Consider the following 26,441-nt stretch of genomic DNA (forward strand, 5'->3'; position numbering starts at 1 on the left):
CGCCGGGCTCAGAACCGGTCGGGGCGATAGGGCGCGGGATCGACCAGCGGCGTCGCGCCCGTCACCAGGTCGGCGGCCAGCTGCCCGGCGGCGGGTGCGGTGCCAAAGCCGTGGCCGGAGAAGCCGGTGGCCAGCGTCAGCCCCGGCAGGCCCGGTGCCGCGCCGATCACCGGGTTGGAATCCGGGGTGATGTCCATGGTGCCCGCCCAGGCTTCGACGATGCGGGCCGCGCGGAAGGCGGGCCAGGCGCGCGAGAGGTTCTCAAGCGCCTCTGCGTTCAGCGCGGGCACGGTCGGCGGGTCCATCACCCGCACCGCCTCGAACGGAGAGCGCTTGCCGGGCCCCCAGCGGCGGGGCAGGCGCAGGTCGTTCAGGCTCTGGCGGTTCAGGGTGATGCGCAGCAGGCTGCGCTGGTCCTTCAGCAGATGCATGTAGCGGGTGCCGATCAGCAGGTGATCGAGGACCAGCGGGCAGGACAGCGCCCCCCGCTGGGTGATGATGAAACCGCCATCGACATGCCTGCGGAAGGAGAAATCCGGGCCGCCCACGGCGGTTTCGGTCGGGCCCTCCATCGGCGCGGTACGGAAGACCGAACAGGTCAGCGGCAGCGTCGGCAGAGCGATGCCGTGGTTGCCCAGGAAGCGGCGGGACCACAGGCCGCCGGCCAGCAGCACCTGGGAACAGGCGATCTCTCCGGCTTCGGTGATCACGCCGCTGACCCGCCCGGCGCTGGTTTGAAGGCCGCGCACCGCGCAGCCCTCAAGGATCGTGGCACCGGCGGCCAGCGCGGCCGTGGCGATGGCGCTCGAGGCCAGCGTGGGTTCCGCCCGGCCATCGGTTTCGGTCATCACCGCACCGGCCCACTGGCCCTGCCCGCCGGGGACGCGGGCGTCGATCTCGGCCGCGCTCAGCATCCGGGCACCCAGGTCCAGCCCCTGAACAGAAGTCAGCCAGGCCTCGTGCGCCGCAAGCTCTGCCGTGCTGCGCGACAGGAACATGATCCCGGCCTGCCGGTAGCCGACATCGCGGCCCGTGCGTTCCGGCATCCCCGCCCAGAGCCGGTCTGCCGCCTGCGCCAGCGGCACATCCGCCGCCGCACGCGAGGTCTTGCGCACCCAGCCGAGGTTGCGCGAACTCTGCTCTCCGGCCAGCCGGCCCTTTTCCAGCAGAACGACGGGCACGCCGCGTTCGGCCAGGGTCAGGGCGGCGGTCAGGCCGACGATGCCGCCGCCGATCACCACGATCTCGGTACGGTCGGGCATCCGGTCAGAGGTCTGGACGGGGGCGATGCGGGGGGCGGCCATGGCAGATCCTCCTGGGGTCAGACGGAAACGGTGCGGTAGGTGATGTCGGCCCGGGCCGCGCCACGATAGGCGGTCACCTCGATCTCGACCTTGTAGACGGTCGAGCCGAGCGGCGGGCAGGTGACGGTGGTGGTCGGGTCGATGCCGCGGAATTTCTCTCCGATGGTGGTCATCACCGTCTCGGTGTCGGCGGGATCCTGGATGAAGACCCGGCTGGCGACCACATCGGCAAGGCTGCTGTCGACGGCGGCCAGCGCGCGTTCGATATTGGCGAAGACCTGAAGCGTCTGCTCGGTCACGTCGGCGGGGATCTCCTTGGTTTCGGGGTTCCGCCCGGCGGTGTTGGAGACGAAGATCCAGTTGTCGACCGCGACGATGCGGGAATAGCTGGCGTGGTCCTCGAACTTGGAGCCGGTCTTGATCTTGGTGATGGTCGTCATGAATCTGTCCTGAAGAAAAGGGCCCCCGGCGCACCGGGGGCAGGTGGGGTGAACGGTTCAGCGCAGGACCGGTTCGTCCCAGAGGTTCAGCGCGGTGCCGATGCCCTCCTGAAGCGCGTTGCGGTACAGCACGGTGCCCCAGGCGACGTCCTCGACCGGCATGCCGCCGACGGACATCATGATGATCTCCTCGTCGTTGGTGCGCCCCGGGGTGGCGCCCGCGACGATGGCGCCCAGGTCTTCCAGCTCGGCCTTGTCCATGGTGCCGGCGGCGATCATGTCCATGAACTTCACGCCGATCAGCGGGATGAACTCATGCGCGGGGTGGGGCACTTCCTCGTACCAGGCTTCGTAGAGGCCGGTATTGTCGACGACCTTGCGGATCTCGGGGGCTTCCATGCCGGCGTCGAAATTGGTGGCGGCGGGCATCGCCAGGAAGGTGCCGGGGCTGACCCATTCCCGCTTGATCAGCGGATAGTCGTCGGGGTTGCCGACTTCGCCCGAGGCGCAGTAGGTCACCAGGTCGCTGCCGCGCACCACGGCCTCGATATCCTCAACGATCTTGATCGTGGTGATCTGCGGATAGGTGGCCTTCACCCAGTCGGTGAAGGCATCCAGGCTGCGCTGGCCGCGCCCCTTCACCTTCACGGTGTCGATGCCGGGGCAGGCGGCGATGAAGGCGGCCAGGGTGGTGCGGGCCATGACGCCTGGGCCGAAGATGCCGACCACCTTCGAGTCCTTGCGCGCCAGGTGGCGGGCGCCGACGCCCGGCACCGCGCCGGTGCGGTAGGCCGACAGCAGGTTTGCCGACATGTAGGCCAGCGGCGCGCCGGTATCGGCATCGTTGAGCGTGAACATCAGGATCGAGCGCGGCAGGCCCTTGTCCTTGTTGGCGATGTTGGAGCCGTACCATTTGACCCCGGCGGTGCAGAAGTTGCCGCCCAGGTAGGCGGGCATCGCCATGAAGCGACGGTCCGCCGTGGGTTTCGGCATGGTGGGGAAGGGCGAGTCCTCGGGGAAGGTCACCATGGCGCCGTGGCTGTCGCTGTTGGCACCGGCCATGCGGTAGTCGCCGTGGTGCAGCAGGGCGAACATCTCTTCCATGCAGTCGACGCAGGCGGGCATGTCGGTGACGCCGGCTTTGATCATGTCCTGCTCGGACAGGTAGAGGAAGTCGATCTTGGGCAGGTTGGGCAGGTTCGGGAGGTCTTTCATCGGAAGGTCCTTTCGGTAATGGGGGGAGATGCGGATCAGTCGAGGCTGCGGCCGAGGCCCGCGTAGAGCGCGGGGTTGCGGGCCTTCACGCCCAGGGCGATCAGCGCGCCGACCGCGCCCGTGGCGATGACCAGCACCGGGAAGGCCAGCACGATCAGGCTGTCGCTGCCCGTCAGCATCGAGATGTTGCTGCCGACCAGCAGGAAGGCGGCGGCCAGGCCCAGCGTGGCGAGGGCCGGGGCCACCAGCACCACCAGCGCGGAGCGGTTGTGGCTCTGCCTGCGGAAGAAGCGGATGACCGAGGCGGAGACGAGGATCTGCGTGGCGAGGATCGCCAGCACGGCCAGCCCGGCCATCCAGGAGAAGACCACGGTGTAGGGATCCGCCGCGCCCAGGGCGAAGGCGCCCAGGATCAGCGCCACCAGCACCGCCTGCACCGCGCCTGCCACATGCGGCGAGCCGTGTTCGGCATGCACATGGGCCATCTTGCGCCACAGCAGGCTTTCGCTGGCCAGGGTGTAGAAGTAGCGGTTCAGCGTGTTGTGGAAGGACAGCAGGCAGGCAAAGAGGCTGGTCAGCAGCAGCAGGTTCATCACCGTGACCGACCAGGGGCCCAGCAGGTCCGCCGCCGCGTCGAAGTAGAACCCTTCAAGCGAGGCCGTGGCGGCGTCGCGCACATGGCTCGGCCCGTAGTATTGCGAAATGGCCCAGGTCGAGAGCGCGTAGAAGATCGTGATCAGCAGCACCGCGACATAGGTGGCGCGGGGGATGGTGCGCTCGGGGCGGTGGGCCTCTTCGGCGAAGATCGCGGTGGCCTCGAAGCCGACATAGGCACCCAGCACGAAGACCATGGAGACGCCAAGACCGGGGGCGAAAACCTCGGAGGGGCGGAAGCCCGACAGGGTCAGCCCCTCGGGGCCGCCGCCATGCAGCAGGATCGCGCCGTCCAGCAGCAGCAGGATCACCATCTCGGCCACCATGCAGGCGCCCAGGATCCGGCCCGAAATCGCGATGTTGCGGCGTCCGAAGAAGACCACCACCGCAAGGACCGCGAGCGCCCAGACCCACCAGGGCAGGTCAAGGCCCAGCGGGGCCAGAGTCGAGGCCATGAAGACCGCGAAAAGCGCGTAGATGCCGATCTGGATCGCGAAATAGGCCAGCAGGGCCATCAGCGCGCCGCCGATGCCCGCCGCGCCGCCGAACCCCTTTGAGATGTAGCTGAAGAAGCCGCCGGCGCCCGAGATATAGGGGGTCATCGCCGTGTAGCCGACCGAGAAGAGCAGGTAGAGCACGCCCGCCAGCACGAAGGCGCCGGGCACCCCCGCACCGTTGCCGAAGGCGAAGGCCGGAGGCGTTGCCCCCACCACCGCGGTCATCGGCGCCGCGGCGGCCACCACGAAGAAAACGATATGGGCGAGACCTATGGAATTGCCCTGAAGTCGGCTTTCGCCTGTCAAGTCAGTCATGTTTTGCGTCCCTGTTGCACGTTTGTCGTGAATAGGACGCTGTTGCGCGCAGCCGGACCGGTGTCGCCATTGCAGGTTACGCCAGGAATCCGATAGTCTGCGCCAAATGGCGTTTCAGGAGGGAGATCCGTGCAGAATGTCGACCGGGACCGCACCCCTGCCGAATTTGCTGTCCGTCAGGGCCATAATTCTTAAGCCGATTTTCGACCTGTTTGCCAACGATTTAAGCGCTTTGAGAATTCTCCTGCACCGGCATGGCATTGATTCGCGGGTGCTGGAGGACAATTACGCCCCGGTTTCCCTGCGGGCCTATCTGGGCCTGTTCGAGGATGCCGCCCTGCATCTGGCGGAACCCGCGCTGGGCCTGCGGCTGGGGGCGCGGATGCGTCCGGGCGGCTTCGGCCCGATGGGCCTGCGCGCCACCCAGTGTGCCACCATCCGTCGCGGCCTCGACAGCATGGTGCGCTTTACCTCGGCGCTCCAGAGCGGCACCCAGGTCACGCTGGAGGAGGACGGGCCGCACCTGCTGCTGCGCTACATGATCACGGCGCCGCAGGTCGGACCGTTCCGCCAGGACCAGGAATTCACCCTGTCGGGGATCTGCAGCCTGATCCGCAAGGGCTATAATCCGCGCTGGCGCCCGGTCGAGGTGCATTTCGCCCATCCCGCCCCCGAAGCCCCCGAGGAGGTCGAGCGCTGGTTCGAGGCGCCGGTGCTGTTTTCTCAGCCCGCCAACCTGCTGGTGATCGGGCGTCAGGAGGCGGAGCGCATCCACCGCGAGGAGGATGCCGACATGCTGGAGCTGATCGACCGCCACCTGGCCGGGCTGGTCGAGGAGGCCAACCGCGACCATTCCATGAGCGACCAGGTGCGGGCGCTGATCGCGCTGAACCTCGGGGCACGGGCGATCACGCTGGACACGCTCTCGGCGCTTTTGCAAATGTCGCGACGGTCTTTGCAAAGGCGTCTGGCCCAGGAAGGCACGACGCTGAGCGCGCTGTTGCAGGGCTATCGCCAGGAACGGGCAGAGGCGCTGCTGCGCGAAGGGGGCACATCGATCGAGGGGATTGCGGCGGCGCTGGGCTATGCGGATGGCACCGCGTTCTGGCGGGCCTATCGCGGCTGGACCGGGCAGAGCCCCAGCCAGGGCCGCAGCCCCGAAGGCTCCAATCAGGAGGCGCGATGAAGCATCAGGTCCGCATAGAGCAGTCCGAGCAGCTTGTGCATTTCCGCCTCCGCCAGCTCGGGGGCCTCGGCGTGACGGCGCAGGATGGCGACTGCCAGGCAGTCCAGCAGAACCTCGTCGGCATTGGGCCCAAGCTGACGGCGCAGATAGGCTTTCAGGTCATCGGAGGTGGCGGGGATCGTCATTACGTTCTCCCATGGGTGCGGCATGGCGTGAGGCTGTGCGCTGCGGGCAGCTTGGTCAATGTGCCATGTGCCGGGACGGGCGGACTGGCCGCCGGGCGGTTGCGGTTTTGCACCAGCGCGGGGCCGGGGCGGAGGGGCCAGGCGCGCGGGCGGGTCACCGGCCAGGGCGGCCAGAAGCCGAAGCGCCTCCTGGTTGGCGGTTTCGGGGGCTGCGGCACGGCGGCGCTGGATGGCCTCGGCCAGGCAGTCGGCCAGGATCCTGGCGGCGGGCGGATCCAGGCGGCTGCGAAGATAGGTCCTGAGGTCCCCGGAGGGGCCGGGCAGCGTCATGCGGGCCTCGCGTTCTGGAAATGTCCGACAGAAATTGGGATGCTACGCTCCGGGGTCAAGGATATATCCTGAAACCGGAATGCGGCGAATGTCCTGTGACGATGGCCTGCGACGGAGCTGCGGGAAAGGCGCGCCGAAACGGGGCCAGCCATCGCCCTGCGATGTCATCCGAAATCGAATTTTGAAGGGGGGAAGTGGTGGGCGACCCTGGAATCGAACCAGGCATGGGTCTCCCCGGCGGAGTTACAGTCCGCTGCCGCACCTTGCAGCTCGTCGCCCTGATCTGCATCGTCCCGAGGGGCGCCGCTGACCGTGAGCGGGTATCTACTGGCGCCTCCGCAGAGCGTCAACAGGAAAATCCGGGAAAGCGGAGAGGAAATTTCGCGCCCTGACGTCAGTTGCTTCGGCGCGGCCCTTGCGCTGCGGGCGCGCCCCCGGCATAGCCGCAACTTCGGGGCGGCGCGGGCCCGAAAGCCGCGTTATGATGAGGCAAGATCTGCCGGGACAGGCCCGGGGGCACAGGACGGATGCGATGAAAAAACCGAAGTGGGTGATCGAGAAGGAACAGGCCAAGCGGGCCTCGGCGGCAGAGACGGTCTGGCTGTTCGGCCTGCATGCCGTCCGCGACGCGCTGGAGAACCCCGCGCGCGAGAAGCTGCGCCTGGTGGTGACCAAGAACGCGCTCGACAAGCTGGCCGATGCGGTCGCCGCCTCGGGCATCGAGCCCGAGATCAGCGACCCGCGAAAATTCGCGGCGCCCATCGACCCGCAGTCGGTGCACCAGGGCGCGGCGCTGGAGGTGAAGGCGCTGGACTGGGGCCGCATTCCCGACGTCTGCCTGGGCGATGGCACGCGCCCGCCCCGCGTGGTGCTGCTGGACCGGGTGACCGATCCGCATAACGTGGGGGCCATCCTGCGCTCGGCCGAGGTGTTCGGCGCCTGCGCGGTGATCGCCCCGCGCCACCATTCCGCCCCCGAGACCGGGGCGCTGGCCAAGACCGCCTCGGGCGCGCTGGAGCGTCAGCCCTATCTGCGGGTCAAGAACCTGTCGGATGCGATCCGGGAGCTGCAGGACATGGGTTATATCGTGCTGGGTCTGGCGGGCGAGGCCGAGCAGAGCATCGAGACCGCGCTGGAAGGACGGCGGGATCGTCCGGTGGCGCTGGTCCTGGGCGCCGAGGGGCCGGGGCTGCGCGAGAAGACGCGGGAATTCTGCGATGCGCTGGTGCGGATCGACTTTGCCGGTGCCTTCGGATCGCTGAACGTGTCGAACGCGGCGGCGGTGGCGCTTTACGCGTCGCGGGGCTGAGGGACGGTGAGCTGAAGGGGGCATTGCCCGTTTTCCGGGTAATGATTCGTTCACATTCTTATTACAGCCTCTTCAAGTCCGATACGCGTACCCTAGCTATCGTACAGAGGCACCGGCCTGGAACGCCGATGTTTCCTTTCACTGTCCCTCGTTCCGCACTGGCGCCCAAGGTTTCCTTGGGCGCTTTTTTATGGCTTCGGAGGGTGGTTTGGGGAAAATATCAGGGAGCAAGCCCATGGATGACGCGGGTCTGAGACGGATTTTCGAAGGCGTGAGCGGGATCGCGGTGGTGGGTTGGTCGCCCAAGCCCGAGCGGCCCAGTCACCGGGTGGCCGAGGTGCTGCGGAACTGGGGCTATCTGGTGGTGCCGGTCAATCCCGGCGCGGCGGGGCAGCCCTTTCACGACCAGGCGGTCTGCGGCTCTCTGGCGGAGGTCGGGGCACGCTACGGCGCGCGGGTGCAGATGCTGGATGTCTTCCGCCGTGGCGAGGCGGTGCCCGCGGAGGTCGCGGCGGCGCTGAGCGCGCTGCCGGGGCTGGCGGTGGTCTGGATGCAGCTTGGCGTGGTGAGCCCGCAGGCCGCCGCGCAGGCGGAGGCGGCGGGGCTGGAGGTGGTGATGGACCGCTGCCCGGCCATCGAGCTGCCACGGCTTTATCCGGAAGGGGTGGTGTCTTCGTCTTGAGGCGCGGTTCCTGAGGCGCAGTTCCAGAGGCCGGGGGTTGTGGCGGGCCGGGCAGGGGGCGCTGCCCCCGTCTCCTGCGGAGACTCCCCCGAGGTATTTGGAACAAGAAAATCGGGGATGGGGTCGCCGGGTGGTCGGGGCCGGGGCTTGCGGGCGGCCGGGGACGGGGCGGAAGGCCGGGGCGGGAGCTCTGATGGATTGACCTTCGGGATGCGGGTGATAAACCCGCCCGGAAGCCGTCAGGAAAGCGTCATGAACCTCTTTACCGATATCCGCAGCCTCGTTCTGGACAGCCTCTCCGCCCTTCAGGGGACCGGGGACCTGCCGGGCGACCTCTCCTTCGACAACGTTGCCGTGGAGCCGCCGCGCGATGCCGCCCATGGGGACATGGCGACCAATGCCGCGATGGTGCTGGCCAAGCCCGCGAAGCTGAAGCCGCGCGACATCGCCGACAAGCTGGCCGCGCTGCTGGTCGCCGATCCGCGCATCGCCAGCGCCGAAGTCGCCGGCCCGGGCTTCCTGAACCTGCGGCTGGAAACCGGGCTCTGGGGGTCGGTCGTGCTGGCGGCGCTGAACGAGGGCAGGGCCTACGGACGTTCGCAGCTGGGCGCGGGCATCAAGGTCAACGTGGAATATGTCTCGGCCAACCCGACGGGGCCGCTGCATGTCGGCCATACCCGGGGCGCGGTCTTCGGCGATGCCCTGGCCTCTCTGCTGGATTACGCGGGCTATGACGTCACCCGCGAATACTACATCAACGACGGCGGCGCCCAGGTCGACGTGCTGGCGCGTTCCGTCTACCTGCGCTACCTGGAGCAGTTCGGCCGCGAAGTGGCCTTCGAGAACGGCACCTACCCGGGCGATTACCTGATCGAGGTCGGCGCGGCGCTGAAGGAGAAGGTGGGCGAGGCCTATGTCGACCAGCCCGAGGAAACCTGGCTGGACGAGGTGCGCCTGTTCGCCACCGATGCCATGATGGCGCTGATCCGCGAGGACCTGGCGACGCTGGGTGTCGAGATGGATGTCTTCTTCTCGGAAAAGAGCCTTTACGGCACCGGCAAGATCGAGGCGGCGATCGACAGCCTGCGCGCCAAGGGCCTGATCTACCGCGGCACGCTGGAGCCGCCCAAGGGCAAGCTGCCCGAGGACTGGGAGCCGCGCGAGCAGACGCTGTTCAAGTCCACCGAACATGGCGATGACGTCGACCGCCCGATCATGAAGTCGGATGGGGCCTGGACCTATTTCGCCCCCGACATCGCCTATCACTACGACAAGGTGGAGCGCGGCTTTGACCAGCTGATCGACGTCTTCGGCGCCGATCACGGCGGCTACGTGAAGCGGATGAAGGCGGCGGTGTCGGCGCTGTCGGATGGCCGCGTGCCGGTCGACATCAAGCTGTGCCAGCTGGTGAAGCTGTTCAAGAACGGCGAGCCGTTCAAGATGTCCAAGCGCGCCGGCACCTTCATCACCCTGCGCGACGTGGTCGAGCAGGTCGGCCCCGACGTGACCCGTTTCGTCATGCTGACCCGCAAGAACGACGCGCCGCTCGACTTCGATTTCGACAAGGTGCTGGAGCAGTCCAAGGACAACCCGGTCTTCTACGTGCAATATGCCCATGCCCGTGTCTGCTCGGCGATCCGCCGCGCGACCGAGGCGGGGATTGCCTGCGATGACGCCGTGCTGGCGGCTGCGGACCTTTCGGAGATGACCCACGAGTCCGAGCTGAACGTCGCGCGGAAACTTGCCGAATGGCCGCGCCTGGTGGAAATCGCCGCGCGCACCAACGAACCGCACCGGATCGCCTTCTACCTCTATGAACTGGCCTCGGACCTGCATGCGCTTTACAATCGCGGCAACGAGGAGACCCAGCTGCGCTTCGTCCAGGAAGGCAATCCGGCGCTGAGTCAGGCCAAACTGGCACTGGCGCGCTCCGTGGCCGTTGTCATTTCCGCAGGTCTTGCTATCCTTGGGGTGAACCCGGCGGAAGAAATGCGCTGAAAGCCACGCCGCCGGGGTCGGGCAGTTCAGGTATTGTGACAGCGAGACCGGGCACCCAAGCCCCGGCGGTTGAGGCGTTATGGCAGATTATCACGCGGACGGGCAGTTCATGCCCGGCTATCACGAAGATCCGGAGCCGGCGGCAGCAGGCCCCGCGCGGACCATGCGCCTGGCCGGGACGGCCCTGTCGCTGGCCATCGTCGCCGGGATCGGCTTCTGGGGCTACCGCATGGTGATGCGCGATGTCTCGGGCGTGCCGGTCGTCAGGGCGATGACCGGAGAGACCCGGCGCGTGCCCGAGGATTCCGGCGGCACCGAGACCGAATTCCAGGGCCTGTCCGTCAACCATGTGGCCGAAGGGGGCACCGCCGCCGCGCCGGCCAACAAGGTCACCCTGGCCCCCGGGCCGGTGGATCTGGGCGACGATGCCCTGACGCCGGCACAGCTGGGCGCCGGGCAGACCGCCCAGGGCACCCCCACGCAGCTGCCGAAGGGCGAGACGCTGGAAGACATCGCCTCGCGGATCGCGACGCTGTCGGATGCGGCGGCGGCCCCGGTGCCCGACAACCAGGACGACCAGGATGACGATGGCGCGGCCCAGCTGATCAGCGGCAAGGGCGTCGGAGAGGCCGTGCGGCCCAAGCAGCGCCCGACCGCGCTGGCAACCCGGCCCGCATCGGATCCGGCGACGGCTGCGGCGCCCGCAGGGGGCGCAGCCCCGGCTGCCGGCCCGATCGACGTGGCGCCCGCGGATGTGCCGCCCGGCACCTTCCTGGCCCAGGTCGGCGCCTTCGCAAGCGAAGCCATCGCCAAGAAGGAATGGGACCGCCTGTCGCAGGACTTCTCGATCTACCTGCAGGACCGCAAGCGCGTCATCGAGGTGGCCGAGACCGGGGGGCGCACCTTCTACCGGCTGCGCGTCATGGGCTTCTCGGATCTCTCCGATGCCCGCCGCTTCTGCGCCACGCTGGTCGCCGGCCGTGTCGACTGCATTCCCGTCCTGACGAAGTAAGATCCAGACATGCCTTTCGGTGCCACGATCCTCGACCCCACGGGGCCGGTCCTGACGTCTGAGGAGCGCGCGCTCTTCCGCACGGCCGATCCCTTCGGCTTCATCCTGTTCGCCCGCCATATCGAGACCGCCGATCAGGTCCGCCGCCTTTGCGGCGACCTGCGCGAGGCGGTCGGGCGCGACGTGCCGATCCTGCTGGACCAGGAGGGCGGGCGCGTGCAGCGCCTGCGCCCGCCGCTGGGCCGGCAATGGGACGAGCCGCTCGATTTCGCGGCCCGCGCCGGCGATCACGCCGAGGAGGCGATGCGCCTGCGCTATGCGCTGATCGCGACGGAAATGCGCGCGCTTGGCATCGACGTCGATTGCGCGCCGCTGATCGACGTGGCCGAGGCGGACACCCATCCCTTCCTGAAAAGCCGCTGCTACGGCACCGATCCCGCCACCGTCGCGCGCCTTGGCCGTGCCGTGGCCGAGGGGCTGATGCAGGGCGGCGTGCTGCCGGTGGTCAAGCACATGCCGGGCCATGGCCGCGCCCGCGCCGACAGCCACAAGGAACTGCCGCGCGTCACCGCCGCGCTTGAAGAGCTTGACCGGATCGACTTTGCCCCCTTCAAGGTGCTGAACCACCTGGCCATGGGCATGACCGCCCATATCGTCTTCGAGGCGCTGGACCCGGAGCTGCCGGCCACGCTGTCTCCGGTGGTCATGCAGGCGATCCGCAACCGGATCGGCTTCGACAACCTGATCATGACCGACGACATCTCGATGAAGGCGCTGAGCGGCGGGCTGGAGCGGATCACCACCGATGCGCTGGCCGCCGGCTGCGACGTGATCCTGCTGTGCAACGCCAGCTTCGAGGACCGTGCGACGGTGGTCGAGGCCGCGGGCCTGATGTCTCCGGCCGCGCAGGAGCGTGCGGAACGGGTGATGGACCTGCGCCGCGCCGCCCCCGTGCTTGACATACCCGCCATGGAAGGCAGGCTGAACGCCATCCTGAACGGATAGCGGAGCCGGGATCCCATGTCCGAAGACGACCTGAATGCAGACCTCCCCGCGCCGGACGGTGACGGGGACCGGCCCATGTCCGTGGCCGAACGGCTGGCGGCCGAGGCGCTGATCGTCGACGTGGAAGGCTTCGAGGGGCCGCTCGACCTGCTGCTGACGCTGTCGCGGACCCAGAAGGTGGATCTGCGCAAGATTTCGGTCTTCCGGCTGGCCGAGCAGTACCTGGCCTTCGTCGAACGCGCCAAGACCCTGCGCATCGAGCTGGCGGCGGATTACCTGGTGATGGCGGCCTGGCTGGCCTTCCTGAAATCGCGCCTGCTGCTGCCCCCCGATCCCGAGGAGGAGGGCCCCTCGGGCGAGGAACTGGCGGCCCACCTGGCCTTCCAGCTGGAGCGTCTGCAGGCGATGCGCGATGCGGCTGCCCGGCTGATGGCCCGCGACCAGCGGGGGCGCGATTTCTTCGTGCGCGGCCATCCCGAAACCGTCACGCGGGTCCGACGCGTTGCCTATTCCGCGAACCTGCTGGACCTGATGCAGGCCTATGCGCGGCTGCGCACCCGGGACGAATTCCGCCCCTTCGTGATGGATCGCGACAATGTCTTCACCATGGAGCAGGCGCTGGACCACATGCGCGGCATGATCGGCTTTGCCGGGACCTGGACGGACCTCGCGTCCTACATGCCGCCGGGCTGGGCAGAGGATCCGATGCGCCGCCGCTCGGTCACCGCCGCCACTTTCGCCGCCTCGCTGGAACTGGCCAAGCAGGGCCAGGTCGAGATCCGGCAATCCGACACCTTCGCGCCGATCCAGTTGCGCCGCAGAGAGGGCCGCAAGAATGGCTGAAGAGATCCCCGCCACCGAGGAGACCGCCGCACGCGAGACGCTGTTCGAGGCGCCGCCCCTGGCCGAGCAGGAGCGCATGGCCGAGGCGATCCTGTTCGCCAGCCCCGAGCCCGTCTCCATCGCCGAGCTGAACGCCCGTATGCCCCATGGTTGCGATGGCGCCCAGGCGGTGGCCTCGCTTCAGAAGCGCTACGAGGGGCGCGGCGTGCGTGTCGTGCGCGTCGGAGAGGCCTGGGCGATCCGCACGGCGCCCGACCTGGGCTACCTGATGCAGAAGGAAACGGTGGAACAGCGCAAGCTGTCGCGCGCCGCCATCGAGACCCTGGCGATCATCGCCTATCACCAGCCCGTCACCCGCGCCGAGATCGAGGAGATCCGCGGCGTCACCGTATCGCGCGGCACGATCGACCAGCTGCTCGAGATGGAGTGGATCCGCTTCGGGCGCCGCCGCATGACCCCGGGCCGCCCGGTGACCTTCGTGGTGACGCCCTCGTTCCTGGATCACTTCGGACTGGAAAGCCCGCGTGACCTGCCGGGGCTGAAGGACCTGCGCGCGGCAGGTCTGCTGGACAACCGTCCCGTCCCGGGCCGCTCGGAAGAGCCGGAAGAGGACGAGGATGCGGACGAGACCACGGCGAACATGTTCGAGGACGATTAACGGTCCTTTAACCGCCCTGCGGTCTATCTGGGGCCGGGAGGGCCTTTGATGGAACGTCTGATCCGAATGCTGCTGAACCGGCTGCTGCGCCGGGGCCTCGATCGCGGCATCGACCACCTGGCCGGGGACAGCCCCGAAGGGCGCAGGCGTGCCCGGCAGGGCCGTCAGATGGCGCGCCGCGCCCGGCAGGCGCAGCGCCTCATGAAGAACCTGCGCCGGTTCTGACCTAGCTGCGGAAATGCTTGGCCAGTTTCAGCCCCTGGCCCTGGTAGTTCGATGCGATGCCGGCGCCATAAAGCGTCTCGGGGCGTTCGGCCATGTGTTCGTAGACCAGCCGGCCCACCACCTGCCCGTGCTCGAGCACGAAGGGCGCCTCGTGGCAGCGCACCTCCAGCACCCCGCGCGATCCCTGTCCACCGGCCTCGGCATGGCCGAAGCCCGGATCGAAGAAGCCGGCGTAATGGACGCGGAATTCCCCCACCATGGCCAGGTAGGGGGCCATTTCGGCGGCGTAATCGGGGGGGATGGTCACGGCCTCGCGGCTGACCAGGATGTAGAAAGCGCCGGGATCGAGGATGATGCTGCGGCGCTCGTCGGTGCGCACCGGCTCCCAGAATTCGCGCGCGTCATAGGCGCCGATCCGGTCCAGATCGATGACCCCGGTATGCGGCTTGGCGCGGTAGCCGACCAGCCCGTCCTTGCCGGGGTTCAGGTCCACCGAAAAGCCCAGGCCCTGCTCGATCACCGCCTCGCCGTCGACCAGCGGGCTTTGCGCGTGCAGCGCGCGCAGCGCCTCGTCCGTCAGCCGGGCCTCTCCGGCGCGGAAGCGGATCTGGTTCAGCCGCATGCCCGGACGCACCAGCACCGAGAAGCTGCGCGGGCAGATCTCGGCATAAAGCGGGCCGGTGTAGCCGGCGGGAATGCGGTCGAACTCGCTGCCGCCATCGGTGATCAGCCGGGTCAGCAAATCCAGCCGCCCGGTGGAGCTTTTGGCATTGGCCATCGCCGAGATGTCCTGGGGCAGGGCCAGGCTTTCCATCAGCGGCACGACGTAGACGCAGCCCTTCTCCAGCACCGCGCCATTGCTCAGGTCGACCTGGTGCATCTCGAATTCCTCGAGGCGCTCGGCGACGCTGCGGCCCTGGCCGGCCAGGAAGGAGGCGCGCACACGCCAGGCCCGGGTGCCCAGCCGCAGGTCGAGGCTGGCGGGCTGGATCTGTGCCTCGGTGACGGCGGGCGTGGCGGAAATCTCGCCGCGCGTGATCATCTGCGTCAGGGTCTGGCTCGGCAGGATACCCGTCATGTGGCCTCCGGAATTGCGGTGCGACAGCTTTAAAATACGAAAGGCCGCGGGGGAAGAACCCACGCGGCCTTTTGTGTCTTTCCATCCGATCAAGCCGGAGAGATTTGGTCGGGCTAGCAGGACTCGAACCTGCGACCTTCCGTCCCCCAGACGGACGCGCTACCAGGCTGCGCTATAGCCCGACTTGATGAAGCGGTTTCTACCTTATCTGGCCGCGCGTGCAAGGGCTTTTTTCATCTTTCTCATTCTCTTGCCGTTAGGGAATTTATTCAATGATGAGAAAGCCTTGGAAAACAGTGTTCAGGCGGACTCACTGAGCTTGCGCAGCAGGGTCATGGCCGCGATGGCCTCGTTGCGGGGCAGCGGTGTCTGGCGGGTCAGCAGCATCAGCAACAGACCCGAAGGCGCCGCAACGGCCGTGTTCTCGGGATCTGAGGGGATCGCCAGGAGGGCCTGGGCCAGCGGCATCCCGGCTGCGGCCTGCGGGCTGTCGGGGGCCGGCAGCTCCGAAGGCGCCGTCGTGGCGAGCATGGCAGAGCTCGAAGGCAGGGGGGCGGTGTCGGGCCGCGCCGTGGTTGTTGCGGGTCCGTCTTCCTCGTCGTCCTCCTCCAGCCCGGTGACCGGTCCGAAGGGGCTGCCCTCGTCCGAGGCCAGGCCCGGCAGGGTCGCATCGCCGGCGGTCGCGACCGGAGCGTCGAAAGAGACGGGATCGGGCAGGGGAGCGGCGGGGGCCTCGACCGGGCCCTCCGCCTCAAGCGGTACCGAAAGATCGCCCAGGGCGGGCGACATAGCGGCAACGTGACCAACACCCTTGTCGCGCAGAAGCTTCTGCACGCCCTTGATGGTCAGCCCTTCCTCATGCAGCAGGCGCTTGATCCCGCCCAGCAGTTCCATGTCGGCGGGGCGGTAGTACCGCCGGCCGCCGGCCCGTTTGACGGGGCGAATCTGGTTGAACTTGCTTTCCCAGAATCGCAGGACATGCGCGGGCGTATCGAGCCAGTCTGCAACTTCGCTGATGGTTCGGAAGGCGTCTGCGCTCTTGCTCATGAGGGGGCCTTAGGGCTCTTTGTTACCCGCTGCCACACGCTCTTTCATAAGGTGGGAGGGGCGGAAGGTCAGGACCCTCCGAGGGTTGATCGGCACCTCTTCCCCGGTCTTGGGATTGCGGCCGACACGCGCCGCCTTCTCCCGTACCGAGAAGGTACCGAAGGAAGAAATCTTTACCTGCTCGCCCCGGACCAGAGCGTCGGACATGTGATTCAGGACGGATTCGACCAATTGCGCCGAGTCATTCCTGGACAGTCCGACCTCGCGAAACACCGCTTCGCTGAGGTCCATCCGGGTCAAAGTCTTCTCACTCATGTGAAGTCCCCTTCTGGTTGTGTCCAGCTTAGGCGCGAGGAATTTTACAAGTCAATAACAACACCCTGCTGCATTTACGTAAACCAGCAAGAAGATGAATGACTGCGACAGTTTACCAGCGGATGACCACGGAACCCCAGGCCAGACCGCCCCCGATTGCCTCTGTTACGAGCAAATCGCCGGTCTTGATGCGGCCTTCGGACACACCGACCGACAGCGCGAGGGGAATCGAGGCGGCAGAGGTGTTGCCGTGGTCCTGGACGGTGACGATGACCTTGTCCATCGGCACGCCCATTTTCTTGGCGGTGCCCTGGATGATCCGGATATTGGCCTGGTGCGGCACGATCCAGTCGACGTCCTCGGGCTTCAGCCGGGCCTTCGCCAGAGAGGTCTCGGCGGTTTCGCTCAGCTTGGAGACAGCCTGACGGAACAGCGGGTTGCCCTGCATCCGCAGCTTGCCTGCCTGACCCGAGGTCGAGACGCCGCCGTCGACATAGAGCATGTCGCGGTAATGGCCGTCCGAGTTCAGGTCGCAGGCCAGGATGCCGCGATCCTGGGGATTGCCGGAGCCGGTGCGGGCCTCCAGCACCAGGGCGCCGGCACCGTCACCGAAGAGCACGCAGGTCGAACGGTCATTCCAGTCCATGATGCGCGAGAAGGTCTCGGCGCCGATGACCAGCACGCGGTTGGCCTGGCCGGACAGGATCAGGCCATTGGCATTGGTCAGGGCATAGATGAAGCCCGCGCAGACCGCCTGGACGTCGAAGGCGAAGCCCTTGGTCATCCCCAGCCCCTCCTGCACCATGGTGCCGACGGAGGGGAAGGTCAGGTCCGGGGTGGAGGTCGCCACGACGATCGCGTCGATGTCGTCCGCAGTGATCCCGGCATGGGCCAGGGCGCGCTCGGCGGCGATGACGGCCATCTGCGAGGTTGTCTCGCTCTCGGCGGCGAAGTGGCGCCGCTCGATCCCCGTACGGGTCCGGATCCATTCATCCGATGTGTCGAGCGTCTTCTCGAATTCGCTGTTCGGTACGATTCGTTCAGGCAGGTAATGCCCGATGCCGATGGCTACTGCGCGAAGTGTCATTCAGTTCCCGTCCCTCGTTCCGCGGCATCCTGTGCCAGCGAAACGGCGGTTGCAACCCGTGCGGCGATCTTGTCCTGGAAACCCGACTCTGCAAGCTGGTAGGCCAGCTTGATGGCGGCGGAAACCCCCGTCGCGTCGGCGGATCCATGCGACTTCACCACCGGGCCGTTTAGGCCCAGGAAGACGCCGCCATTGACCCGCCGCGGGTCGATGCGTTTCTTGAGCCGCCGCAGGGAGGTCAGCGCCAGCAGCGCGGCGACCCGCGACAGCGGCGAATACTGGAAGGCTTCCTTCAGCAGGTCGCCGATCAGGGAGGCGGTGCCCTCGCCGGTCTTGAGCGCGATATTGCCGGTGAAGCCGTCGGTGACGACGACATCGCAGACATCGCCGGGGATGTCCCCGCCCTCGACGAAGCCGACGAAATCGAAGCTTGCGGCTTCGGCGGCCTTGCCGATCAGCTCATGCGCCAGCTTCAGCTCGGCGCGGCCCTTGTGCTCCTCGGTGCCGACGTTCAGCAGCCCGACGCGGGGACGCGCCAGGTGCAGGCCGTTGCGGGCATAGGAGGCACCCATCAGGGCATATTGCAGCAGGTCCTTCTCGTCGGCGCGGATATCGGCGCCGACATCGAGCATGACGTTGAAGCCCTGCGGATTGCGCGACGGCCAGAGCACCGCGATGGCGGGGCGGTTGACGCCGGGCAGCTTCCTGAGCCGCAGCATCGACAGTGCCATCAGCGCGCCGGTGTTGCCGCAGGAGACGCAGATCTTCGCCTCGCCGCCCCGCACCGATTCGAGCGCCGACCACATGGAGGTCTGCTTGCCCTGACGGACCACCTGGCTGGGCTTGTCATGCATGGTCACGACATCGCTTGCGTCGCGGATCGTGACCCTTTCGGCCAGGTTCCGCCGACGCGCCACAAGGCGCTCAAGCTCGTCCTGCGGACCATGCAGGATGAAATCGATGTCGGGGTTCTTGCGCGCAGAGCGCGCAAGGCCGGCAACGACGGTTGCCGGCCCGCGGTCGCCGCCCATGGCGTCGACGGAAATCACGATACGGCCGCTGGGCGCGGTGGTCGTGTTCGGTTTCGCGGTCTCGTCAGATTGCGCTGACGGATGTTGCGTCACGCTCATCTCGTCCGACCGTCCTCCTGGCCTTCGGCTTATGCCGCGTCTTCGTCCAGATCGACCTCGTTGGCCACGGCAACGACTTCACGGTCGCCGTAATGGCCGCAGGAGGGGCAGACGTGGTGCGGACGCTTGAGTTCGCCGCAGTTGGAGCACTCGTTCGGGTTTGCAGCCGTCAGAGCGTCGTGTGCGCGGCGGTTGTTGCGGCGCGACTTGGAGACTTTGTTCTGTTGGACAGCCATGTCACAACCTATCATTTCGGGGGCGGGGGTGCTGATCTCTCAGACACCCGGGCCCGGTTTCTCGTGGATGCGAGGCTCTTAGTCGGACAGGCCTATCGCATTCAACCCCAAATTCGGATGAAGGCGCGAAAATACTGCGAAATTGTGGTTCCGCAAGCGATTCTTCGCGCGACGTCACTCCGTGCCGTCTTCCGGCGTATCCTTGCCGCCCTTCAGGGCCATCAGCTTGCCCAGGCCCGCGAAGGGTTTCGCGTCCTCGTCGGTCATCGCCTGCTGCCCGGGTTCGGTGAAATTCGCCTCGTCCAGGGCGGCGTCCTCGGCGCGCGGATAAAGCGGCAGCAGCAGCGCCAGCGCCTCGGCCATGACCGCGCCCGGGTCGATGTGACTGCCCAGCTTCTCCAGCGTCTCGTCCTCGGGCATCTCGACTTCCTCCTCCTCGGAGAGCTCGTCGGGCAGCACCGGGGTGAAACGGCGGGTCACCGGTTCATCGAGTCGGGTCGTCACGGGTTTCAGCGTCACCGAGCAGGGCTGCACCACGGTGGCGCCCAGCGTCGCCTCCAGCAGCCAGTCCTTCTTGCCCACCGCGCGCAGCGTGCCGGTGAACGACAGCTTGCGCAGGTCAAGCAGCTCCAGCTCGCCGGCCAGCGCTTCCAGTTCCGGCTTCGCGGGCCGGATCTCGAAGGGGGTCGGGCGGGTTCGTGCCAATTCCGCAACGGCAAGTCTTAGGTCGGAAAAGCCTGTCATGGCATCCTTTCTTGAACAGCCAGCGTTCCTTTTGTAAGCGAGGTAGAAGCCTGAGGCAGGAAACACAAGAGGGGCAGACATGGGTCGCAATCGGAACCGGGCGGGAACGCTCGTGGTGCTCGCCGCCGTGATGGGCCTTGGCGCCTGCACCCCGCAATACCGCAACCACGGTTTCGTGCCCGAGGAAGCGGCGCTGAGCCAGATCCAGGTGGGCGTGGATACCCGCGACACCGTGGCCAGCAGCATCGGCACGCCGACCACCGCGGGGGTGCTGAACGACAGCGCCTACTACTACGTGCGCTCGCGGGTGCGCACCTTCGGGGCCAGCCGGCCCAAGGTCGTCAGCCGCGAGATCGTCGCGATCAGCTTCGACAAGAACGGCGTGGTCTCCAACATCGAGACCTTCGGCCTGAAGGATGGCGAAGTGGTGACGCTGAACCGTCGCGTGACCAACGTGACCGGCACCGACAACACCTTCCTGCGGCAGCTGATCACCAACCTCGGCAACTTCAACGCCGCCAGCGTTCTAGGATCCGAGTAAGCGGATCCGGGGAAACGGGCGATGCGGGCCTTGCCCGCGTCACCTTCCGGTCACATCTGGGCTGTAGGGAAGGGCCGACCTTCCCGCAGCCCGGAGCCGCGCCATGATCCCGTCCCGCACGCCGCGCTACAACGCCCGCCTGGCTGAAACCGAAGCGGATCTGGCGGCAGCCCAGCGGCTGCGCGCCCGTGCCTTTCTGGGGCAGGCCGAGGGGCGCGATGCCGATGCCTTTGATGCGCTCTGCGCCCATGTCCTGGTCGAGGACCGCCGCGACGGGAGGCTGGTCTGCTGTTTCCGCATGTTGCCCCTTGCCGCCGGTCGGGAGATCGGGCGCAGCTATTCTGCCCAGTATTACGAGCTTTCGGGACTGGAAGCCTTCGAGGGCCCGATGGTCGAGATGGGGCGGTTCTGCATCGACCCGCAGGCCCGCGATCCCGACATCCTGCGGGTGGCCTGGGGGGCGATGACCGATTACGTCGACCGCAACGGGGTGGAATTGCTGTTCGGCTGCTCCTCCTTCAAGGGCACCGACGCCGAGCTTTACCTGGATGCCTTTGCCATGCTGCGGGCCCGCCATCTGGCGCCGCGGCGCTGGCTTCCCCGGGTCAAGGCGCCCAGGGTCTTCCGTTTCGCCCGCCTGCTGAGACGCCCGCCGGATGCGCAGCGTGCCCTGCGCGCCATGCCACCGCTGCTGCGCACCTATCTGGCGATGGGGGGCTGGGTCAGCGATCACGCGGTGGTCGATCCCCAGATGAACACGCTGCATGTCTTCACCGGCGTCGAAATCGCCGCCATCCCGCCGGCCCGCAAGCGGCTGCTGCGCGCCGCCCTGGGCTAGGGGAAGGGGGGCTCTGCCCCCTCTGGGGCCTCCGGCCCCATTCACCCCCGCCATATTTATGGAAAGATGAATTCAAGGGCCGGGCCTCCCTGTCATCTGGCCGAAAATATCCCGGGGGAGGCGCGGCGCAGCCGTGGCGGGGGCAGAGCCCCCAACCCCGCTTGACGCCGCCGCAACGCCTGATTAGCTGCGCGCCATGGCACAGACACCGCTTCTCCAGCTTTCCGACATTTCGCTCACCTATGGCGGGGATCCCGTCTTTGACGGGCTCTCACTGGCCGTGCAGCCCGGCGACCGCGTCGCCCTCGTGGGGCGCAACGGCTCGGGCAAATCGACCCTCATGAAGGTCATGGCCGGCCTCACGGAGGTCGACCGCGGCGATGTCGTCACCGCGCCCGGCACCACCGTGGGCTACATGGAGCAGGAGCCCGACATGACGGGCTTCGCGACGCTGGGCGATTTCGCCATGGCGCGGCTCGACCCGTCCGAGCAGTACAAGGTCGAGATCGCCGGCGAGGGGCTGAAGTTCGATCCCGCCCGTCCCGTCGAGACCGCCTCGGGCGGGGAGCGGCGGCGCGCGGCACTGGCCCGGCTGATGGCCGAGGCGCCCGAGCTCATGCTGCTCGACGAGCCGACCAACCACCTTGATATCGAGGCCATCGCCTGGCTGGAAGGCGAGCTGTCGCAGACCCGCGCCGCCTTCGTGCTGATCTCCCACGACCGCGCCTTCCTGCGCAACCTGACCCGCGCCACGCTCTGGATCGACCGCGGCCAGGTACGCCGTCAGGAGAAGGGCTTCGAGGATTTCGAAGCCTGGCGCGACAAGACCTGGGAAGAGGAGGACATCGCCCGCCACAAGCTGGATCGCAAGATCAAATCCGAGGCCCGCTGGGCCGTGGAAGGCATCAGCGCGCGGCGCAAGCGCAACCAGGGTCGGGTACGCAACCTTGCCGCCCTGCGCGAGGAACGCTCGGGCCAGATTCGCCGCAAGGGCACGGCGGCCATGGCGCTGGAAAGCGGTCCGACCTCGGGCAAGAAGGTGATCGAGATCACCGGGCTTGAGAAATCCTACGGTGGCAAGCGCATCGTGTCGGATTTCAATCTGCTGGTGAACCGGGGCGACCGGATCGCCTTCGTGGGGCCCAACGGCGTCGGCAAGACCACCCTGATCAAGATGATGATGGGCGAGGAACAGCCCGATGCCGGCGAGGTGAAGCTGGGCACCAACCTTCTGCCCGCTGTCTTCGACCAGTCGCGCGCCCAGCTCGACCCCGAGATGACGCTCTGGGAAAGCCTGACCGGCGACAAGGAGATGCGGGTGTCCGGTGCTGCCGACCAGGTGATGGTGCGCGGCACGCCCAAGCACGTCGTGGGCTATCTGAAGGAATTCCTGTTCGACGACGCGCAGGCGCGGGCGCAGGTCAAGTCGCTTTCGGGCGGAGAGAAGGCGCGGCTGCTGCTGGCCAAGATCATGGCACGGGAATCGAACCTGCTGGTCCTCGACGAACCGACCAACGACCTGGATGTCGAGACGCTGGACCTGCTCCAGGAGATCCTGGACGATTACGACGGCACCGTGCTGCTGGTCAGCCACGACCGGGACTTTCTGGACCGCGTCGCCTCGACCACCATCGCGATGGAAGGGGACGGCCGTGCCACGGTCTATGCCGGGGGCTGGTCGGACTACCAGGCGCAGCGGCTGGAAGAGCAACCGAAGGTCGCCCCCAAGGCCGCCCCCAAGGCCGCTGCCGCCCCGCAGGCCGCACCGAAGGCGAAGAAATCGGGCCTGTCCTTCACCGAGAAGCACCGCCTGGAAGAGCTGCCCTCGGTCATGGAACGGCTGGAGGCCGAGATCGCCAAGCTTCAGCAGCTGCTGGCGCAGCCGGACCTTTACCAGAAGGAGCCGGTGAAATTCGCCAAGGGCACCGAGATGCTGGCGCAGCGCCAGCAGGCGCTCTCGGAGGCCGAGGAGGAATGGCTGGAGCTGGAAGAGAAGGCGGGGGGCTGACGGCCCCCCTCAGTCGTGGCGCGGCGGGGCGTTGAACCAGCCGCGCTTGCGCACGAAGACCAGCGAACTGGTCGTCAGGAGGATCCGGTAGAGGTGGTGCAGCGTCACCACCGCCGGGTTGGCGTTCAGCGAGAGCGCGATCAGCGCCATCTCCGTCACGCCGCCCGGCGAGAAGGAGATCAGCAGCACGTCGACATGCTGCCCGTGCATCAGCGGCGCGAGGCCAAGCGCCATGGCGACGCCGATTGCCAGCATCATCACCGTCGAGAGCACCGCCAGCCCCGCCGCGCGCACCAGCATGGCGGGGCGGATGCCGGCGAAGCGGCAGCCAAGGCCCGCGCCCACCACCACCTGGCAAAGGTTGATCAGCCAGCCCGGGGCCTCGATCGTGACGATGCCGGTGAGGTTCAGCAGGCCCGCCAGCAACATAGGCCCGATCAGCTGCGAAGCCGGGATGTGCAGCCGCTGGAACAGTGCGATGCCGGCCAGCGCCACCACGAAGACCAGCGGCACGGCCAGCGGCCCGGGCGCCGAGGCGTTCAGCGTGACACCCGCCGCGGATCCCACCGGGTGGCCGTACCAGATCGACAGGCCCACCGGCAGCAGCGTCACCACCATGATCACCCGCAGGAACTGCTGGATCGCGAGGATCCGGATGTCGCCGCCGGCTTCCTCTCCCTGGATCAGGGAATCGATCATGCCGCCCGGGGCCCCGGCGAAATAGGCGGTGGGACGGTCGTAGCCGCCGACAATCCGGAACAGCTTGTAGTTCAGCAGCTGCACGAGGGGCACGAAGACGGTCAGCGCCAGCAGCGAATAGAGGTACTGTGGCATCTGGCCCAGCACCTCCAGGGTCAGCCGGGCGCCAATGGCGGCCCCGATCATGCCGATGAAGGGGCGGCGCAGTGTCTCGGGGAAGGCATAGGAGGCGGGCAGAAGCTGCGGCCGCAGGATCGTCACGATGGCCACCAGGAACAGCGAGCCCAGCATCCAGGGCAGGGGCGTGTGCAGGCGATGGGCGATGTAGCCGCCGATTCCGCCCAGCAGGCACAGACCGAGGGCGATGGGGAGGGCGCGGAGGAGGGCTTTCAAGTCAATCTCTTCGGTCATCACATGGCGCAGCGCCAGGAAGCAGAGACCGGGAGAAAGAAGAGGATCCTGCAAGCGGCAGCCCGTTGCCGGGCTGCGCCTTGAAATTTCCGGCAAGGTCGGAAAGTGGAGCGGGTAGCGGGAATCGAACCCGCGCGTTCAGCTTGGGAAGCTGACAGGCTACCATTACATCATACCCGCCGCGCTGATACCTCAGCTATTCGACGCCGCGCGGGCCGTCAAGATGAAACCTGTGCCGTCCGTAGGGGAAGGTGCAAGTCTTGCGGTGACCTCGCTTTTCGGGGGTCAGCCGCGGCGGCGCCGGCGTCCGCCTCTGCCACCGCCATCGCCGCCGCCGGTGTTGTAGCTGACCGCCGGAAGGGGCGCCACGGCGCGCAGGTTGGGGAAGGGATCGGTGGCGTGGGGGATCGCGTTGGCATTGACGAAATGCGTCTGGAAGGCGGGCGCAAGGGCGGTCTCGATCTTGGTGATCCGGCGCACGTTCTCCTCGATCTCGTGGCGGGCCTGGATGTTGCAAAGGGCAATCCGCGCGCCCGTGCCGGCGGCATTGCCCGCCGAAGTCACCTTGTCCAGCGGCACATCGGGGATCATCCCCAGCACCATCGCGTGCTTGGCCGAGATATGCGCCCCGAAGGCCCCGGCCAGCACCACGCGGTCGACATGATCGACACCCATTTCATCCATCAGCAGGCGCCCCCCGGCATAAAGCGCGGATTTCGCCAGCTGGATGGCGCGGATGTCGCCCTGGGTGACGCTGATCAGCGGGCCGCCGTCAGCGGTGCCGTCATGCAGCACGTAGGCATGGGTGCGCCCCTCGTCGATGCAGCGCGGCGTGCCCACCTGTTCGGCCGACCCGATCAGGCCCGAGGGATCAAGGATGCCGGCCATGCGCATCTCGGCCACCGCCTCGATGATGCCGGAGCCGCAGATGCCGGTGATGCTGCCCGCGCCGACGGCCTGGGCAAAGCCCGCGTCGCTCGACCACAGGTCGCAGCCGATCACCTTGAAGCTTGGCTCCTTCGTTTCAGGGTCGATCTCGACCCGTTCGATGGCGCCGGGGGCGGCGCGCTGGCCGGAACTGATCTGCGCGCCCTCGAAGGCGGGCCCGGTGGGCGAGGAACAGGCAAGGACGCGGCTGGTGTTGCCCAGCAGAATTTCGGCATTGGTGCCGACGTCGATCACCAGCACCAGGTCCTCGGATTTCTCGGGGGCTTCCGACAGCGCCACGGCGGCGGCATCGGCCCCCACATGGCCTGCGATGCAGGGCAGAATGTAGACCCGGGCGCGCGGGTTGATCCCGGTGAAATCCAGATCCGAGGCGGGCAGGGAGAGCGAGGAGGAGGTCGCCAGGGCGAAGGGGGCCTGGCCCAGTTCCACCGGGTCGATGCCCAGCATCAGGTGGTGCATCACCGGGTTGCAGACCAGCACGGCCTCGACGATCAGCTCGGGCGCGATCCCGGCCTCTTGCGCCAGCGCCTTCGCGAGGTCCGAGAGCGCCTCGCGCACCGCGCGGGTCATCTCCACGTCGCCGCCGGGGTTCATCATCACGTAGGAGACGCGGCTCATCAGGTCTTCGCCAAAGCGGATCTGCGGGTTCATCAGGCCGGAGGAGGCCGTCACCGCGCCGCTGCGCAGGTCCGTCAGGTGGGCGGCGATGGTGGTCGAGCCAAGGTCGATGGCAAGGCCGTAAAGGCCATCCTCGTGAAGGCCGGGCCAGATCTCGATCGCGCGGGGGGCGGCGGTGGTGTGATCCTTGTGGACGGCCAGGGTGACCTTCCATCCGCCCTTGCGCAGCGCGGGCTGCAGCTTTGACAGAAAGCTGAGGCCGGCGGTCAGCCCCTCGACGCCCCATTGCGCAGAAAGCGCCTTGGACAGGCGTTCGAAATCGCCCGAGGGTTCATGCATGTCGGGTTTCTCGACCTCCAGGAACAGCAGGCGCGTGGCCGGGTCCAGGGTGATGGCGCGCGTATCGGCCCGTTTGCGGATCACCTGCTTGTGGACCTGGCTTTCGGGCGGCACGTCGATCACCACGTCGCCCATCACCTGCGCCTGGCAGCCCAGACGGCGCCCCGGTTTCAGCCCGCGCTTGTCATCGTAGCGCTGTTCGACCGCGTTCCAGGCCGACAGCGCGCCCTCGGCCACGTGGACGCCGTGCTTGGGGAAATCGCCGTAGCTGGGCGTGATCTGGCATTTCGAGCAGATGCCGCGCCCGCCGCAGACGGAATCGAGATCGACGCCGAGGCTGCGCGCCGCCTGAAGCACCGGGGTGCCCTTCGCAAAACGACCGCGCTTGCCGGAGGGGGTGAAGATGACCAACGGGTCCTGTTCGCGCATGGCAGTCGTCTTTCCTGGCGGTCCGTGATGGCGGGCAGGGTAATGAACGCTCGGGAGAAGGGAAAGGGCGCAGCGCTTGGGGGCGGGGGCGGGAAAAATGACCCGGCGGTGAAAC

Annotated in this window: 26 protein-coding genes and 3 tRNA genes; 12 read left to right on the forward strand and 17 right to left on the reverse strand. The window is 67.5% G+C overall.

From position 1 onward, the window contains the following. Positions 1–8: 8 nt before the first annotated feature. From KM176_RS05785 to KM176_RS05800, 4 genes are read right to left on the reverse strand one after another with little or no spacing between them, the layout of a single operon-like run. Complete coding sequence (locus KM176_RS05785) at positions 9–1,304, reverse strand: NAD(P)/FAD-dependent oxidoreductase (RefSeq protein ID WP_160890860.1); 1,296 nt, start codon at positions 1,302–1,304, stop codon at positions 9–11. A 17-nt stretch (positions 1,305–1,321) separates the two neighbouring features. Next, on the reverse strand, positions 1,322–1,744 hold the full coding sequence (locus tag KM176_RS05790; RefSeq protein ID WP_160890859.1) for a RidA family protein: 423 nt from the start codon (positions 1,742–1,744) through the stop codon (positions 1,322–1,324). 57 nt (positions 1,745–1,801) lie between these two features. Beyond that, positions 1,802–2,959, reverse strand: a complete 1,158-nt coding sequence (locus KM176_RS05795) for a tyramine oxidase subunit B (RefSeq protein WP_202397663.1) — start codon at positions 2,957–2,959, stop codon at positions 1,802–1,804. A gap of 35 nt (positions 2,960–2,994) precedes the next feature. Continuing rightward, complete coding sequence (locus KM176_RS05800) at positions 2,995–4,425, reverse strand: APC family permease (protein WP_160890858.1); 1,431 nt, start codon at positions 4,423–4,425, stop codon at positions 2,995–2,997. A 232-nt stretch (positions 4,426–4,657) separates the two neighbouring features. On the opposite strand from KM176_RS05800, the gene KM176_RS05805 reads away from it, so the two are divergent. Continuing rightward, positions 4,658–5,611 carry an AraC family transcriptional regulator gene (locus KM176_RS05805; protein ID WP_160890857.1) on the forward strand — a complete coding sequence of 318 codons (954 nt, stop codon included), beginning with the start codon at positions 4,658–4,660 and terminating at the stop codon, positions 5,609–5,611. Here KM176_RS05805 and KM176_RS05810 read toward each other — a convergent pair. Both KM176_RS05810 and KM176_RS05815 read right to left on the reverse strand, forming a co-directional pair. Continuing rightward, entirely contained in the window at positions 5,596–5,796 is a 201-nt protein-coding gene (locus KM176_RS05810) for a hypothetical protein (RefSeq protein ID WP_160890856.1), read from the reverse strand. The two genes, KM176_RS05805 and KM176_RS05810, sit on opposite strands and share 16 nt — an antisense overlap. Positions 5,797–6,321: 525 nt before the next feature. Then, positions 6,322–6,405: transfer RNA gene (locus KM176_RS05815), tRNA-Tyr, on the reverse strand. A 253-nt stretch (positions 6,406–6,658) separates the two neighbouring features. On the opposite strand from KM176_RS05815, the gene rlmB reads away from it, so the two are divergent. The 8 genes from rlmB (at position 6,659) to KM176_RS05855 (ending at position 13,858) form a co-directional block, all read left to right on the forward strand. Continuing rightward, complete coding sequence (rlmB, locus tag KM176_RS05820) at positions 6,659–7,435, forward strand: 23S rRNA (guanosine(2251)-2'-O)-methyltransferase RlmB (RefSeq protein ID WP_160890855.1); 777 nt, start codon at positions 6,659–6,661, stop codon at positions 7,433–7,435. A gap of 235 nt (positions 7,436–7,670) precedes the next feature. Continuing rightward, on the forward strand, positions 7,671–8,117 hold the full coding sequence (locus KM176_RS05825; RefSeq protein ID WP_160890854.1) for a CoA-binding protein: 447 nt from the start codon (positions 7,671–7,673) through the stop codon (positions 8,115–8,117). Between the two features lie 252 nt (positions 8,118–8,369). Further along, positions 8,370–10,115 (forward strand): arginine--tRNA ligase, encoded by a 1,746-nt coding sequence (gene argS / locus KM176_RS05830; protein WP_160890853.1) that lies wholly within the window; start codon positions 8,370–8,372, stop codon positions 10,113–10,115. 79 nt (positions 10,116–10,194) lie between these two features. Continuing rightward, on the forward strand, positions 10,195–11,127 hold the full coding sequence (locus tag KM176_RS05835) for an SPOR domain-containing protein (RefSeq protein WP_160890852.1): 933 nt from the start codon (positions 10,195–10,197) through the stop codon (positions 11,125–11,127). Positions 11,128–11,136: 9 nt separating this feature from the next. Next, on the forward strand, positions 11,137–12,132 hold the full coding sequence (gene nagZ, locus KM176_RS05840; RefSeq protein WP_160890851.1) for a beta-N-acetylhexosaminidase: 996 nt from the start codon (positions 11,137–11,139) through the stop codon (positions 12,130–12,132). Positions 12,133–12,147: 15 nt separating this feature from the next. Then, positions 12,148–12,975, forward strand: coding sequence for a segregation and condensation protein A (locus tag KM176_RS05845; RefSeq protein ID WP_202397662.1), 828 nt, complete (start codon positions 12,148–12,150; stop codon positions 12,973–12,975). Continuing rightward, positions 12,968–13,633, forward strand: coding sequence for an SMC-Scp complex subunit ScpB (scpB, locus tag KM176_RS05850; protein ID WP_160890850.1), 666 nt, complete (start codon positions 12,968–12,970; stop codon positions 13,631–13,633). Before KM176_RS05845 ends, scpB begins: the two co-directional genes overlap by 8 nt. A gap of 48 nt (positions 13,634–13,681) precedes the next feature. Then, complete coding sequence (locus tag KM176_RS05855; RefSeq protein WP_202397661.1) at positions 13,682–13,858, forward strand: hypothetical protein; 177 nt, start codon at positions 13,682–13,684, stop codon at positions 13,856–13,858. A 1-nt stretch (position 13,859) separates the two neighbouring features. Here the strand turns inward: KM176_RS05855 and KM176_RS05860 are convergent, their stop codons facing one another. The 8 genes from KM176_RS05860 to KM176_RS05895 form a co-directional block, all read right to left on the reverse strand. Then, complete coding sequence (locus KM176_RS05860; RefSeq protein ID WP_160890849.1) at positions 13,860–14,936, reverse strand: 2'-deoxycytidine 5'-triphosphate deaminase; 1,077 nt, start codon at positions 14,934–14,936, stop codon at positions 13,860–13,862. Between the two features lie 105 nt (positions 14,937–15,041). After that, positions 15,042–15,118 (reverse strand) — tRNA-Pro (locus tag KM176_RS05865). Between the two features lie 118 nt (positions 15,119–15,236). Then, positions 15,237–15,983, reverse strand: a complete 747-nt coding sequence (locus KM176_RS05870; RefSeq protein ID WP_160890848.1) for a MerR family transcriptional regulator — start codon at positions 15,981–15,983, stop codon at positions 15,237–15,239. Between the two features lie 9 nt (positions 15,984–15,992). Next, positions 15,993–16,298, reverse strand: coding sequence for an integration host factor subunit alpha (gene ihfA / locus KM176_RS05875; protein ID WP_160890847.1), 306 nt, complete (start codon positions 16,296–16,298; stop codon positions 15,993–15,995). Between the two features lie 112 nt (positions 16,299–16,410). Beyond that, entirely contained in the window at positions 16,411–17,385 is a 975-nt protein-coding gene (locus KM176_RS05880; RefSeq protein WP_160890846.1) for a beta-ketoacyl-ACP synthase III, read from the reverse strand. Next, positions 17,382–18,515 (reverse strand): phosphate acyltransferase PlsX, encoded by a 1,134-nt coding sequence (gene plsX, locus KM176_RS05885; RefSeq protein WP_160890845.1) that lies wholly within the window; start codon positions 18,513–18,515, stop codon positions 17,382–17,384. The genes KM176_RS05880 and plsX overlap by 4 nt, the downstream gene beginning before the upstream one ends. 29 nt (positions 18,516–18,544) lie before the next feature. Then, positions 18,545–18,751 (reverse strand): 50S ribosomal protein L32, encoded by a 207-nt coding sequence (rpmF, locus tag KM176_RS05890; RefSeq protein ID WP_160890844.1) that lies wholly within the window; start codon positions 18,749–18,751, stop codon positions 18,545–18,547. A 174-nt stretch (positions 18,752–18,925) separates the two neighbouring features. After that, positions 18,926–19,495, reverse strand: a complete 570-nt coding sequence (locus KM176_RS05895) for a YceD family protein (protein ID WP_160890843.1) — start codon at positions 19,493–19,495, stop codon at positions 18,926–18,928. A gap of 79 nt (positions 19,496–19,574) precedes the next feature. On the opposite strand from KM176_RS05895, the gene KM176_RS05900 reads away from it, so the two are divergent. The 3 genes from KM176_RS05900 to KM176_RS05910 all read left to right on the forward strand — a co-directional run bounded on the left by KM176_RS05900 (position 19,575) and on the right by KM176_RS05910 (position 22,882). After that, entirely contained in the window at positions 19,575–20,036 is a 462-nt protein-coding gene (locus KM176_RS05900) for an outer membrane protein assembly factor BamE (protein ID WP_160890842.1), read from the forward strand. Positions 20,037–20,139: 103 nt separating this feature from the next. Next, positions 20,140–20,874: a GNAT family N-acetyltransferase gene (locus KM176_RS05905; protein ID WP_160890841.1), complete on the forward strand. Its 735-nt coding sequence runs from the start codon at positions 20,140–20,142 to the stop codon at positions 20,872–20,874. A gap of 196 nt (positions 20,875–21,070) precedes the next feature. Further along, positions 21,071–22,882, forward strand: a complete 1,812-nt coding sequence (locus KM176_RS05910) for an ABC-F family ATP-binding cassette domain-containing protein (protein WP_160890840.1) — start codon at positions 21,071–21,073, stop codon at positions 22,880–22,882. Between the two features lie 9 nt (positions 22,883–22,891). Here KM176_RS05910 and KM176_RS05915 read toward each other — a convergent pair whose 3' ends face one another. The 3 genes from KM176_RS05915 to KM176_RS05925 form a co-directional block, all read right to left on the reverse strand. After that, positions 22,892–23,974 (reverse strand): AbrB family transcriptional regulator, encoded by a 1,083-nt coding sequence (locus KM176_RS05915; RefSeq protein WP_236045179.1) that lies wholly within the window; start codon positions 23,972–23,974, stop codon positions 22,892–22,894. Between the two features lie 124 nt (positions 23,975–24,098). Then, positions 24,099–24,172: transfer RNA gene (locus tag KM176_RS05920), tRNA-Gly, on the reverse strand. 105 nt (positions 24,173–24,277) lie between these two features. Beyond that, positions 24,278–26,326: an ASKHA domain-containing protein gene (locus KM176_RS05925; protein ID WP_160890838.1), complete on the reverse strand. Its 2,049-nt coding sequence runs from the start codon at positions 26,324–26,326 to the stop codon at positions 24,278–24,280. Positions 26,327–26,441: the final 115 nt, after the last annotated feature.

Origin of the sequence: Pseudooceanicola endophyticus, from assembly GCF_018760365.1 — a bacterium.
In the GTDB taxonomy this organism is placed as follows: Bacteria; Pseudomonadota; Alphaproteobacteria; order Rhodobacterales; family Rhodobacteraceae; genus Pseudooceanicola; species Pseudooceanicola endophyticus.